Origin of the sequence: Enterococcus sp. (assembly GCF_022711995.1) — a bacterium.
GTDB lineage: Bacteria > Bacillota > Bacilli > Lactobacillales > Enterococcaceae > Enterococcus_D.
Map to the genome: position 1 here is coordinate 1 of NZ_JALAHI010000076.1, position 12,548 is coordinate 12,548.

Genomic DNA, 12,548 nt, shown 5'->3' on the forward strand with positions numbered 1-12,548 from the left:
ACAGTAAAGACGCAGGAATCGAGGGTTAAGCTCATCCATTCCCACGGCGTTGTTTGAAGGAAGAGTGTTGCGCAATCGGATAGCTATTCAAGACACACATTTTTGCTAAATGATCACAAAGCACTTTAACAAGGACAGCTGAAAAAAAGAGAGCGGAAAGCAGACGGATCACAAAGATGGTCAGCAGCAATTGCCACTTCAAATCAAGAAAGTTTGAACGGATCAGACCCCAAATAAAACTGGTGACCGTAGCGCCAAATGCCCCCAGAATCAAAGAATACCAGCCGAACTTTCGATAGCGAAAAGCCGCAAAACCAGCCTCAGTGCCGATTCCTTGCAGAAAACCGCTAATAAAGATGATGGGACCATAAAAATTCCCCATAAAAACTTCCAACAAAGCGGCAATCATTTCCGTAATCGTGGCGGCACCAGGTTTTCTTAGAACGTAACCGGCAAAAGCGGCTGCCATAAACCAGATGCCAAAGAGAAATTCGTTTGCCAAAATAGCTAAGCCAAAAGGTGTGAGTAAAGTGCTCAGCAACACCCCCAAGTGAACGACTCCCAAATACACGACGCCAAAGACCAGCGAAACGATCCCCACCATAATGACATCCTTTAATTGCCACTTACCCATGGAACGAATCCTCCTTCAAAGATGGACTATTGACCGAAACGGTTCCTTCAAGCACATAATGGGGCAGCTTTTCGTGAGCGTAGGCCAATGCTCGTTCAAAATAGGCGAACAATTGTGCGGCGGTCCCAGTTAATAGTGTTACATAATGAGCGGATTGCGGTTGTAGCCCTATCTCTTCTGCTAATGAGACGATATGCGCAATTTCCTCCATATAGTTTTCACGTCCAAAGACATAGAAAGAATATTTGCAATGAACGATGAATGTTCCTTTTTCGCTAATTTGCAGTTGATTGGGCTGTTCATTTTTGCCGTTGAGAAAGGCATCGCCTGCCAGATCCCCCGGACAGCCTTTTGAAAAGGTGAACTCACCCACCATATGTGTGTCTGGGTCATAGGCGTTGATAAATAGTGCTGCTGCCGCATCGATGACGCTAGCTGCTTCACCGCGGTAGAGGGTGCTGAAAAGATCTGTCTGTTGCCAAACAGCGGTAGTATTGGTCTCTTCGATGCTTCGGAGAATGTTGGCGGCAAAATCATCTTTCATTGGATAAAGACTGACACGGCATCCTGTGATATCGATTTGATTCATTGAGCAATTTTCCATAGTATTCTTCCTTTCGAATGATTTTCTGTCTACAAAAAAAGCGTTCCTCCTTTTCTATCCACAGGTAGACAGAAAAATGGGAACGCGAAATAGGCTGCGCTACCACTTCCCTACGTTGGTATTAACCAAATCAGGTTCAAAGGGACCAGACAAAACGTCTATCTCAGCATAAAGCGCCCCTAGTGGATAATTCGATTCAATTACTTCCTGAGTGTAGCACAGACCCTTGGGAAGAACAAGTAATCAGAAGGTGGATTGAGAAAACAAATGAATCATTGCTGATATGAAAGGCAATACATATAAAAAAACAGAGTGATTTAGTATTGACAGACAGTTTTCTCTTGTGTAAAGTAATTAATCGAAAGTAAAACGTAAATGTTACGATTTGTAAATGTAAATCGTAACAAGGGATATCTGGGTTTTGGAAGAGGTATTTGCGTTTTGCTAAATCAAAAAGGGGTGCTGGTAAAGAGATGAAGAATTTTTTTAAAATAACAGGTCTTTCGATTTTAGCTTTAGGATTAGCCGCTTGTGGGGGAACGAAGGAACCAGACAAAGGAACAGAGAAAGAAACAGCAAGTGAGCCAACGATTCAAGTGGTGGCAAGTTTTTATCCCATGTATGATTTCACCCGGAATGTGGTGGGGAACGAAGGCACGGTGGAATTATTGATGCCGGCAGGAACCGATTCTCATGACTATGAACCATCGGCAAAAGATATGGCAAAAATCCAAGAAGCAGATGTCTTTGTTTATAATAATGAAAATATGGAAATGTGGATACCTGCCATCCAATCAACATTGAAAGATGGCGATGTTACCGTTGTAAAAGCGACGGAGGGGATGGTATTGCTGCCGGGGAATGAAGACCACGATCATGACCACGACCACGAGCATGAAGAAGGGCACTCTCATGAATTGGATCCCCATGTCTGGCTCGCACCAAGCCTGGCAATCAAGCAAGTAGCAAGCATTCGTGATCAGCTAAGCGCAGCGTATCCAGAAAAGAAAGCAGCTTTTGAGAAAAATGCTGCGGCTTATTTAGAAAAATTACAATCATTGGATGATTCTTATCGGTCAGCATTTGAGAATGCCAAGCAAAAACATTTTGTCACCCAACATGCGGCGTTTGGCTACCTCGCTTTAGAATATGGATTGACACAAGTGCCGATTGCTGGGCTGTCGCCGAATGAAGAACCTTCGGCTGCCCGCATCGCTGAACTGAAGCATTTCGTAGAAGATACCGGGATCAAAACGATTTACTTTGAAGAGAACGCCAAAGATAGTATCGCTAAAACACTCGCTTCAGAAGCTGGGGTGGAATTAGCTGTGTTGAATCCGCTGGAAGGATTGACCCAGGAACAGATGGACAATGGGGAAGACTACATTTCCATCATGGAACAAAACCGAGAAGCTTTGATGCTCACCACCGCTCAAGCCAATGAAAAAGAAGTGGAAACAGAAACAGAAAAAGAAAAGACTGTTTACAATGGCTATTTCGACGACGCCGATGTTCAAGATCGCTCACTCTCAGATTGGGAAGGACAGTGGCAATCGGTTTATCCATACTTAAAAGACGGCACATTGGATCAAGTTTTTGACTACAAAGCCAAACAGAATAAAAGCATGACGGCAAAAGAGTACAAAGCATACTATACGACTGGCTACCAAACCGATGTCGCAGAAATCACCATCACAGGAGATACGATGGCGTTTACCTTTGATGATGGCACAACCAAGAAGGCAAACTACCAGTATGCAGGCAAAAAGATTCTGGATTACCAAGCGGGGAATCGCGGCGTCCGCTATTTGTTTGAATCAAAAGATAACGATGCAGCCTTCAAATATATCCAATTTAGCGATCACTCGATTGCACCAACCGATTCCCATCATTTTCATCTTTATTTTGGCAATGAAAGTCAAGAGAAATTGCTGACAGAAATGGATCATTGGCCAACTTTCTATCCAACAGATTTGTCTGGATTAGAAATTGCACAGGAAATGCTTGCTCATTAAAAAAAAGATTGACAATCGCTGCTCTTTTCGTCAAAGTTAAACTGATAGAAAGGAGCGGTATTTTTTGGAAAAAACATTGAAAAAATTAGCAAAAGTCATTGATCGTATGATGGATCATGTCGCATTATTCGGCGGTCCCAGTGTCGTCAGTAATGATGATCTAGATCATTACTTAGATCCGGTTTTTTATCTGATTTTTTGTGCAGAACAAAAGACCAATAAAAGAATGCTGACAGACAAAGAGTTTGTTGAATGGGTCTATACGGAAATGTTGCCTCATGAGATTCCTTATGATTTGGATTTCCTCCCTTTTGCTAAATTAGCGATTGAAGATTTTTATTATTGCATGTATAAAGAACAGCACATCACCAAAGAACAGTACCAAGAAATCATCTTTGTTCTTGCAGAAAAACAGCCTGTGTTTTACTCTCGGATGTCAAAACCACATTTTTGGTCTCCAGAGAAAAAAGCAGCCATGCTAGAGATGCTTCACGATGTCGAGCCGGAAGATCATGATTTAGTTCCAATCGAACATCCCTACGAAAATCAACGTTCGCAAAAAATCGTCCCTTTTCCAATAAAAAAAGTTCCTGAAGCCAGCGCAGAAAAAATCGCGGCTTACCAAATCCGTATTGATTTGGAAGGTTACAAACCACCGATTTGGCGCCGGTTGCTCATTCCTGTAGGCATCAGTTATGAACAGCTGCACAGCATGATTCAAATCGCATTTGAATGGCAAGATTCCCATTTGTATCTGTTCTTTGCCGGCAACAATTCCATTGATGTGCCGAATACGGAACCTACAGATGCATTGGTGATCGATCATGATTTTCAAACTTGCCAATCTCTAACCTACATTTACGACATGGGTGCCGACTGGACCCACAAAATAAAAATTGAGAAAATGTTGACGGCTGCTGAAGTAGGCGATACCGTCACCCCGACATGCCTAAAAGCCGTTGGCGATGTGCCCGAGGAAGATCTGCCTGAAGATGCGGCCCGAAAACCATTGGATTTTGAAGCCATCAATCAGGACCTGCAAGAGTTTTGGGAATCCGAAACGGCAGACTGATCATTTTCTCTGAAGAATAACCATTGATCCAAAGGGTGTCATGAAGAACAGTTCGTGGCTCCCTTTTTTTTCTGCGATAACGGGTTCAAACATAGCATTAAACACGGCTTCGAAGACAGAATGAAACTTGGCTTCCTATCTCTTTGGGTATAAATGACAAAAAAGCAGGGACATAAGCAAGGGTTCTCTTCATTGTCTGCCAAAGAAAATACCAGCAGTGTCATGCCACTTTCTCCTTCTGAGTTCTGCTATTCAGATAGCTGATTTTCGCGTACAATAGATCTTAAAAAGGTTACTTAAAGAAGACCAAAAGCAAAAACCTTTAAAAGGATGAAACGGGGATTAAAAAAAATCAGTTGTCAGAAATAGCGCTTCAAGCAAGGTCAGGATCCATGATCCAAATACCATGGACAGTACCAACGGATGGGATCATCTGGGCTTGTAGACACAATGTCATGCATAGGAGACGATCTTCTTTGCTGAAGACTGTTACAGCCGACTTTAATGATCAGTTGAAAACCGATGGAGGGGAGTTTTTATGAAAAAACGTGAATTTATCGTTCAAGATTTGCTAAGTAAGATTTATCAGGAAGAATTTACGGCAGGGAAATTGCCAAATCAAAGAGAGCTTGCCAAAAATTATGGCGTTTCCCGCTTTACGATCCAGCAAGCGATCAAAAATTTGGAAGAAATCGGCATCGTTCGTGTGGTCCAAGGCTCAGGGATCTTTATTCATGAGAAGTGGGTCAAAAATCCCATGATCTTTAATTCACTCACGCGAACACCTTACGATCGGATCCACTCCAAAATGATTTCTTTGACCAAAGCCCCTGCTACACCAGATGAACAGAAAATCTTTCAGTTAGCAGACCATGAAGAAGTCTGGACCTTTGAACGGGTGCGGATCGTCAATTATAAGATTGAACAGCTAGAAACATCGAAACTGCCAGTAAGATTATTTCCGAATGTCACACAAGAAGTAGTCGAACATTCGATTCAACGCTATGTTGAGAGCTGCGGGTATCGGATTTCCCACTACATCAGTAGTTATACCCCAATCGCGACGTCAATGGCACAGTCGGCGATCTTGCTATGTAAACGGGGATCCCCAGCGATGCAAATTACAAATCGGGCGATCTTGGAAGATGGACGGGTCTATGAATTCAGCAATATCGTTGCGATTGACTATGCCGTGACCTACATTCGACCTTTTGATCGGGAGATCCATCGTTCACGAATCGATTAAAACCAGCTTTGATACAAATAGGCTCAAGAGAAGTTATTCGCCAAAAAAACCGCAAAGCCCTAATCAGAGTCAGCGCGTTGCGGTTTTCAATCTTTTCTATTTAGGGAGTGACCAATGTACCATCAGGGGTTCTGCTTTGTGTCCATTCATGAGGACGGTAAACAACCGGAAACTCAGCAGCTGCTGCTTCATCAAAAGTAATACCAATCCCGCTTTTTTCTATTGGATAGAAAAAGCCTTCTTTTGGTTGGGGACTGCCGCCAAAGACGGATCGGGTATTTGCCGGCAGTTCGATGGTTTCTTGGATGGCCGCATTATGCAGATGGATGTTCAAATGGGTGTTGACTGCCAAGCCCATCGGACTGATATCAGAAGGGGTGTGCCAGGCAATGCGAACCCCCAGCGCATCGCAAAAATGAGCCAGTTTCAATGCTGGTGTGATCCCGCCAATCTGGGACACATGTGCTCGCATGAAATCGATTTGCTGATTTTTGACTAATTCTTGCCATTCCATGGGATTATTGAATAATTCTCCTGTGGCAATAGGGGTCGCTGACTGACTGCGTAATTGTGCCAGCCAGTGAGTTTGATCCGGCGGCAGAATGTCTTCTAAGAAAAAGAGTTGGTAAGGTTCGGCCGCTTTTGCAAATTGAATGGCTTGATTGGGGTGAAGGCGTTCATGCACGTCATGCAGCATTTGAAATTGATTGCCATATTTTTCTTTGATAGCCGCAAACATTTTTAACGTGGTTTCCATATAGTCTGTCTGATCAAAGTAAGAGCCGGAAATCGGGTTTTCGGGCGTCTGCAATTGGCTAGGATTGCCCCCGTAAAAACCGAGCTGGCAACGGATGTAGCGATAGCCGGCTGCCAAAAAGCGATCGATCTCACAATACAGGTCTTCTAAATTGTCAGCGACTGCATGGGTATAAGCAGGAATCGCTGTTCTTGCTTTTCCTCCCAGCAGTTGATACAGAGGCATATCAGCTAACTGCCCCTTGATATCCCATAATGCCATATCCACACCTGAAATGGCATTATTAGTGATGGGACCATTGCGCCAATAAGAATTGACATTCATGACTTGCCAGATGTCTTCGATCTGATTCGCGTCTCTGCCCAGTAAAAGGGGCCGTAAATATTCGTCGACGACTGTTTTGACTGCTAGCGGACGAAACTGAAAAGTGCTGCAGCCCAGTCCGGAAATCCCTTTGTTGGTTTCTACTTTAACGATGACAAGGTTATGACGATCGGGCTTGATCGCAAAGGACTTGACGTCGGTGATGATCGTTGGTGTCATTTTATTCACTCCAATTTTCTTCTCTAGTTGATATAGCCATTGAACCACGCAGAATAACCGCTGTCAATTTGGTCCAATAAAATATCGATATGTATCGTAAAACCAGTCCAATTTTTAGATTTTTTCCGTTTTTTCGTTGATATAAAGCTGTTTTTAATCGATTTTGATTAAAAAGGACTGGTTTTACAAGTGGATAAAGCCGTGCTACTATGTGTGTGAAAACGGACCCACTTGAAAGGCGCCTCAAGACTCAAATCCGTTAGCAAACAACAGGAGGAAAAACTGATGACGAAAGAAGAGATCGTAAAACAGATCATAAAAGATGTTGGTGGTTCTGAGAATATCAACAATGCTTGGCACTGCATGACACGGCTTCGTTTTGATTTGAAAGATGAAAAGAAAGTGGATTATTTTGCGTTAGAGAAAATACCTAAAGTGGTAGGAACGAAGTACCAGAGCAATCAGCTCCAAGTAGTGATCGGTACAGATGTAGCAGATTATTATGGACCATTAGCCAAAGAGCTGAATTTGGATGAAACGAGCCAAGCCTCATCTGAGAAAAAAGGTGCTGTCTCGTTATTTATGGATACGGTCTCTGGTGTATTCGGACCGATCGTTCCAGCAATTGCTGGGGCAGGGATGATCAAAGGATTGATGGCAGGATTGGTTGCCTTAAATGTGATTTCCAATCAAACGGATACTTATTTAGTGATTGATATGATCGCCAGTGGCGTATTTACCTTCTTGCCATTTTTTGTTGCTGCTTCTGCTGCGCGTATCTTCAAAACCAATCAATACTTGGCGATTGCCATTGCTGCAACACTTCAATTTCCCACGATGACGAATGCAGTTGCTGAAGGCAATATTTCGGCTTTTCGCTTGTTTGGGGTTTTACCCGTTCCTGTGTTTAACTATGCAGGGACCGTTATTCCAATTATTTTTGCTGTTTTAGCATTGAGCTACATCTATCGCTGGGTAGATAAGGTACTGCCGCAAGTTCTGCGAACCGTCTTTACACCAACGATTTCCTTGTTTGTGGCGGGACTGATCACACTAACGGTTATTGGTCCAATCAGTATTCATTTGGGCAATTTACTGGCAGATGGTGTGGCTGGCTTGTTTACGATTTCTCCTGTATTGGCAGGAATTGTTGTAGGTGCTATTCGTCCCATTGCCATCTTTACCGGATTGCATCATGCCATGACGCCAATCGCATTACAAAACTTTGCCAATCAAGGGTATGATATGTTGATGCCAATGATGTTCATGGCAAATATGGCGATCACTGGTGCTACTGCCGCGATCTACTTTAAAGTGCGATCCAAAGAAGAAAAATCGATCATTTTATCTTCAGCAATCTCAGGACTGTTGGGCATTACAGAGCCGGCATTGTTTGGGATTTTGTCAAAATACAAAAAAGCATTCTTAGCTGCCACCATTGGTAGTTCCATTGCTTCAGCGTTCATCAGCTTTTTCGGTGTACGGATTTATGGCTATATTTTATCCAGTATCTTTAGTTTGCCAGCTTATATTGGCGAATACTTTATCTATGCTATCTTAGGTATTGTCTTGGCGATTGGGTCTTCATTTGCACTGACTTATTTCCTCGTCCCAAACCAAGCAGAAACAGAAACCTTTACCAACGAACTTGATTTGCATGCAGTGACACAAGGTGAATACATTCCATTGGAAGATGTACCCGACGAAGTGTTTTCAACAAAAATGATGGGGGAAGGCTATGCCATTCGCTCTAATGACGGTCAGATCTATGCGCCAGTCAGTGGTGAAGTCACTTCGGTTTTCCCTTCCAAACATGCGATTGGAATCACTACAGCCAACGGTGTGGAAATTCTTGTTCATATGGGAATCGATACCGTTTCACTCGATGGCAAAGGTTTTGAGGTATTTGTAAAAGTAGGAGAGCAAGTAACCCCGCAATCGAAGCTGGCAGCGATGGATTTACCTTATATCGAAGCACAAGGCAAAGAAACGATGGTCATCGTCCTAATCACCAATATGGATCGGGTTCAACAATTTTCAGGATCCGTCGGTTTGGAAGGAAATCATCAAGCCGGTGCGCTATTAGAAAAGGTGATCTTAAACGCTTAAAAAGCAAATGAGCCATTCTCAAAAAAAGTGAACACCACACCGTTTAAACAACGTTGTTCTCTTTTCCTGAAAGCGGCAGTCTGATTTTGTGAACCGACCTTGTCGCAGGAACAATGCAATCAGCGAGAAACAATTAGATCATGGATCTAGCTGTTTCCCGCTGATTTTTTTGCCTCATTTTTTCTCAGTAATATAGGTGGATAGGGGTTTCGTGTAAGGTTCAAAGCGCTTTGTACTTTCGTCAGAGGTCCTGTGTTGGTTGAAATGTTCTGCCAGTAAATAACCGATATAGGGACCGGTGGTTAATCCAGAAGACCCCAGTCCACTAGCGACCACTAGTCCTTGCTCACTAGGAAGCGGTCCAAAAAAGGGCGCGAAGTCAGAAGTATAGGCTCGCGTTCCTACCCGAACCGTCATTGGTGCAGCAAACAATTTGTCGGGTTCCGCCAAAAATGAGCCGATGCCAGTCAGCAATTGCTGCTTCGCTGCTTCAGTGGGAGTCAGATCCCAACCGCCATCATTTTCGTGAGTCGCACCTAAAAGAATCTTTCCATTCGCAAAGGGAATCAAATCGCCTTCCCCTTCTAACATCGCCACTGGCCAGTCCATAGATTCAGTGGTTTTCGGCAGTTCAAAAGCGAGGAGCTGCCCTTTTTGCGGTCGCACATCGACTTGGTAGATGTCTTCCAACAGCTGCCCAATTCCCGGTCCGGCTGTTAGACAAACCGCATCTGCTAAAATCTTTTCATCAGCAGTGGTAACTACCCAGTTTTTTTCTTTATGAAGTGTCGCCTTTCCTTGGATGAAAACAACACCATTGTTTCGGGCCCGTTCTGCTAGAAAAGTTAGATAAGCAGCGCCATCGAGTCGGCCTCCTCCAGAAATCTTCAAAGCTGACAGTGGTTTGAGTAAAGGCAAAGCTTGTTGGGTTTCTTCCGGAGAAAGATAGCTGACTTCGCCAATTTCCGGTGCCGCCTGTCGTCGTTCTTCCGCCAATTGTGCTAAAGCTGATAACTGATTTTCTGGACGAATGATCAATGTACCTGAGCGTTGATAAATATCAGGAGTCAGTGAGAAATCTTGGGCCAATTTTTCAAAAAAAGCAGCCCCATCTTTGGCTAGCTGATACCAGCGCTTGTTTCGCCGTTTGGAAAGCCAGGGAGAAATAATCCCGGCACTCGCTCTAGTCGCTTGACCTGTAGGGTCATCAACTACGGTCACTTGGTATTTCGTCGTATCTAAATAATTGGCTAAGGTCATCCCAATGATGCCGCCGCCGATAATTACAATTTTTTCCATAAAACTGCAAACTCCTTTTTTGTTTCAATCATTGTTTCATATTCCTGTTAAAAAATCAAAGACTGGCGGTGCCCTTTGAAAAAGGCTTCGCAACTTGTTCCCATTTCAAATAGCAGGATTTTCTCGTATAATGGACATGGAAAAGGGGATATTATGCAAACAATCAATCAAGTTTTACAAGATAAATTCGGTTATACCAGCTTTCGGGAAGGGCAAGAAGCAATTATCAATGCCATTCTCACTCATCAAAATGTTTTAGGGATCATGCCGACAGGTGGGGGAAAATCGGTTTGTTATCAGCTTCCGGCATTATTGTTGGATGGGTTAACATTAGTTATTTCACCGTTGATCTCATTGATGAAAGACCAAGTCGATGCACTAAATGACATGGGCATCCCGGCTGCTTATATCAATAGTACGTTATCCGCACCGGAAATCAATCAACGGTTAAAACAAGCATCAAAAGGAGAGATCAAGCTCCTGTATGTTGCACCGGAACGCTTGGAATCAGATCATTTTCGCGAATTGCTGCGCTACGTTCCGATCTCACTTCTTGCTGTGGATGAAGCCCACTGTATTTCACAATGGGGACACGATTTTCGTCCGAGTTATTTACGCTTAGCAGAAACGATCCACAGTTTTGATCAACAGCCAACAGTGGTGGCATTGACAGCGACCGCAACACCAAAAGTTGCCCAAGACATTGAACGCCTGTTGCTGATTCCACCAGAGAACCAAGTAAAAACGGGTTTTGCCCGTGAGAATCTGTCTTTTGAAGTCATCAAAGAACAGAAAGATACTTACTTGCTGACCTACTTAAAAATGAACAAAGGCCAATCAGGCATCATTTATGCCAGCACCCGCAAAGAAGTCGAGCGCATCTATCGCTTATTGAAACATCAATTCATCAGTGCTGGCCGTTATCATGGCGGACTATCTGAAGAAGAACGCACGCAAAACCAAGAAGATTTTCTGTTTGATCGACTTCAAGTGATGGTAGCAACCAATGCTTTTGGTATGGGAATCAATAAAAGCAATGTGCGCTTTGTGATCCACGCCCAAATCCCTGGCAATTTAGAATCTTACTATCAAGAAGCCGGTCGGGCCGGACGAGATGGGGAACCGAGTGAAGCCATTTTATTATATGCTCCGCAGGATTTACAGATTCAGCAGTTTTTTATTGATCAATCGGAATCCGATATCCAATATCGTCAAAATGAATACCTCAAATTGAGAGAAATGAGTCAATATGGGCACACCCAAATGTGTCTGCAACGCTATATATTACGCTACTTTGGAGAAGATGGTCCAGATTGTGGCCGCTGCAGCAATTGCCTAGACGAACGAGAACAGGTAGATATCACCGTAGAGACGCAAAAAGTCTTGTCCTGTGTGAAACGAATGGGTGAGCGTTTTGGCAAAGCATTAGTAGGCAAAGTGCTGACCGGATCAGCAGATCAGAAAGTCACCCAATGGGGATTCGAGAAATTGCCCACTTATGGTTTGCTGAAAGACTGGTCACAAAAAGAAGTCAATCAACTGATCGACTATCTGACCGCTTCCGGCTACTTAGTTCCTTCAGAAGGACAATACCCCTTGCTCAGTGTATCGGCTGCCGGAGTGGAAGTTCTTCTAGGTAAGGCAAAAGTTTACCGGAAACAAGCCAAAGTCCGTCAACTGGTCGTCGATGACGAACTGTTTGACCAATTACGTTCCCTGCGATTGACCCTCGCACAAGAACAAAACTTGCCTCCCTATGTTGTCTTTTCAGACAAGACATTGCGGGAACTTGCGGAAGTCCAACCAAAAACGCCAATCGAGTTTTTACAGATCAAAGGTGTTGGTCAAAACAAGTTAGACAAATACGGCGATGCATTTCTGGCTGTATTAAAGGAATACCGAGAAGCAGCAGAAAAATAATGCTGCTTTACGATTCAGGAAAAACAGGGAGGGACTTAAATGCTGAAGATTTGTTATGGGCAAAAAAGTGATACGTCATTCTGGCTTGAGCTGGACAATCATTTGACAAAAGCAGGATTAGCAAAAAAGTTCCAAGATCAACAGGCATTGATCTTGACCGATGAGGAAGAACCTGTGGGGATTCTTCGCTACCAATTGTTTTGGGATACCATTCCCTTTTGTACCATGCTTGTGATCAAGAAATCTCAGCAGAGGAAAGGGAGAGGAAGCCACTTCCTCTCCCTATGGGAAGCAGAAATGCGGAAACAAGGATATGGGATGTGTATGACCTCAATCCAATCGGATGAAA

General features: G+C 43.5%; 10 protein-coding genes and 1 riboswitch. Of the genes, 6 read left to right on the forward strand and 4 right to left on the reverse strand.

Annotated features, from left to right (window positions below; all coding sequences use genetic code 11):
- Positions 1–31: 31 nt before the first annotated feature.
- A complete protein-coding gene (locus Q0A12_RS07475; RefSeq protein ID WP_291292038.1) occupies positions 32–634 on the reverse strand; it encodes an ECF transporter S component in 603 nt (200 codons plus the stop codon).
- Positions 627–1,238, reverse strand: a complete 612-nt coding sequence (locus tag Q0A12_RS07480; protein WP_291292039.1) for a YkoF family thiamine/hydroxymethylpyrimidine-binding protein — start codon at positions 1,236–1,238, stop codon at positions 627–629. The genes Q0A12_RS07475 and Q0A12_RS07480 overlap by 8 nt, the downstream gene beginning before the upstream one ends.
- Before the next feature lie 90 nt (positions 1,239–1,328).
- Positions 1,329–1,429: riboswitch (TPP riboswitch) on the reverse strand.
- Positions 1,430–1,711: 282 nt separating this feature from the next.
- Between Q0A12_RS07480 and Q0A12_RS07485 the strand changes: the two genes are divergently transcribed.
- The 3 genes from Q0A12_RS07485 (at position 1,712) to Q0A12_RS07495 (ending at position 5,571) form a co-directional block, all read left to right on the forward strand.
- Positions 1,712–3,253: a zinc ABC transporter substrate-binding protein AdcA gene (locus Q0A12_RS07485; RefSeq protein ID WP_291292040.1), complete on the forward strand. Its 1,542-nt coding sequence runs from the start codon at positions 1,712–1,714 to the stop codon at positions 3,251–3,253.
- A 64-nt stretch (positions 3,254–3,317) separates the two neighbouring features.
- Positions 3,318–4,325: a plasmid pRiA4b ORF-3 family protein gene (locus Q0A12_RS07490; RefSeq protein WP_291292041.1), complete on the forward strand. Its 1,008-nt coding sequence runs from the start codon at positions 3,318–3,320 to the stop codon at positions 4,323–4,325.
- Between the two features lie 538 nt (positions 4,326–4,863).
- Positions 4,864–5,571, forward strand: coding sequence for a GntR family transcriptional regulator (locus Q0A12_RS07495; protein WP_291292042.1), 708 nt, complete (start codon positions 4,864–4,866; stop codon positions 5,569–5,571).
- 100 nt (positions 5,572–5,671) lie between these two features.
- Here the strand turns inward: Q0A12_RS07495 and Q0A12_RS07500 are convergent, their stop codons facing one another.
- Positions 5,672–6,871: an enolase C-terminal domain-like protein gene (locus Q0A12_RS07500; RefSeq protein ID WP_291292043.1), complete on the reverse strand. Its 1,200-nt coding sequence runs from the start codon at positions 6,869–6,871 to the stop codon at positions 5,672–5,674.
- A 285-nt stretch (positions 6,872–7,156) separates the two neighbouring features.
- On the opposite strand from Q0A12_RS07500, the gene Q0A12_RS07505 reads away from it, so the two are divergent.
- The gene (locus Q0A12_RS07505; protein WP_291292044.1) at positions 7,157–8,980 is read left to right on the forward strand and encodes a glucose PTS transporter subunit IIA; all 1,824 of its coding nucleotides are present in this window, start codon (positions 7,157–7,159) and stop codon (positions 8,978–8,980) included.
- A 174-nt stretch (positions 8,981–9,154) separates the two neighbouring features.
- Here Q0A12_RS07505 and Q0A12_RS07510 read toward each other — a convergent pair whose 3' ends face one another.
- Positions 9,155–10,279 (reverse strand): FAD-dependent oxidoreductase, encoded by a 1,125-nt coding sequence (locus Q0A12_RS07510; protein ID WP_291292045.1) that lies wholly within the window; start codon positions 10,277–10,279, stop codon positions 9,155–9,157.
- A 153-nt stretch (positions 10,280–10,432) separates the two neighbouring features.
- Here Q0A12_RS07510 and recQ point away from each other — a divergent pair, with 153 nt between their 5' ends.
- Complete coding sequence (gene recQ, locus Q0A12_RS07515) at positions 10,433–12,199, forward strand: DNA helicase RecQ (RefSeq protein WP_291292046.1); 1,767 nt, start codon at positions 10,433–10,435, stop codon at positions 12,197–12,199.
- A 39-nt stretch (positions 12,200–12,238) separates the two neighbouring features.
- A partial coding sequence (locus Q0A12_RS07520; protein ID WP_291292047.1) for a GNAT family N-acetyltransferase occupies positions 12,239–12,548 on the forward strand: 310 nt, incomplete at its 3' end.

Excerpts from the sequence above, each read along its gene's own strand:
- Q0A12_RS07500 (WP_291292043.1), bottom strand. The coding sequence starts at position 6,871 with ATGACACCAACGATCATCACCGACGTCAAGTCCTTTGCGATCAAGCCC.
- recQ (WP_291292046.1), top strand. The coding sequence starts at position 10,433 with ATGCAAACAATCAATCAAGTTTTACAAGATAAATTCGGTTATACCAGC.
- Q0A12_RS07475 (WP_291292038.1), bottom strand. The coding sequence starts at position 634 with ATGGGTAAGTGGCAATTAAAGGATGTCATTATGGTGGGGATCGTTTCG.
- Q0A12_RS07495 (WP_291292042.1), top strand. The coding sequence starts at position 4,864 with ATGAAAAAACGTGAATTTATCGTTCAAGATTTGCTAAGTAAGATTTAT.
- Q0A12_RS07480 (WP_291292039.1), bottom strand. The coding sequence starts at position 1,238 with ATGGAAAATTGCTCAATGAATCAAATCGATATCACAGGATGCCGTGTC.
- Q0A12_RS07505 (WP_291292044.1), top strand. The coding sequence starts at position 7,157 with ATGACGAAAGAAGAGATCGTAAAACAGATCATAAAAGATGTTGGTGGT.
- Q0A12_RS07510 (WP_291292045.1), bottom strand. The coding sequence starts at position 10,279 with ATGGAAAAAATTGTAATTATCGGCGGCGGCATCATTGGGATGACCTTA.
- Q0A12_RS07485 (WP_291292040.1), top strand. The coding sequence starts at position 1,712 with ATGAAGAATTTTTTTAAAATAACAGGTCTTTCGATTTTAGCTTTAGGA.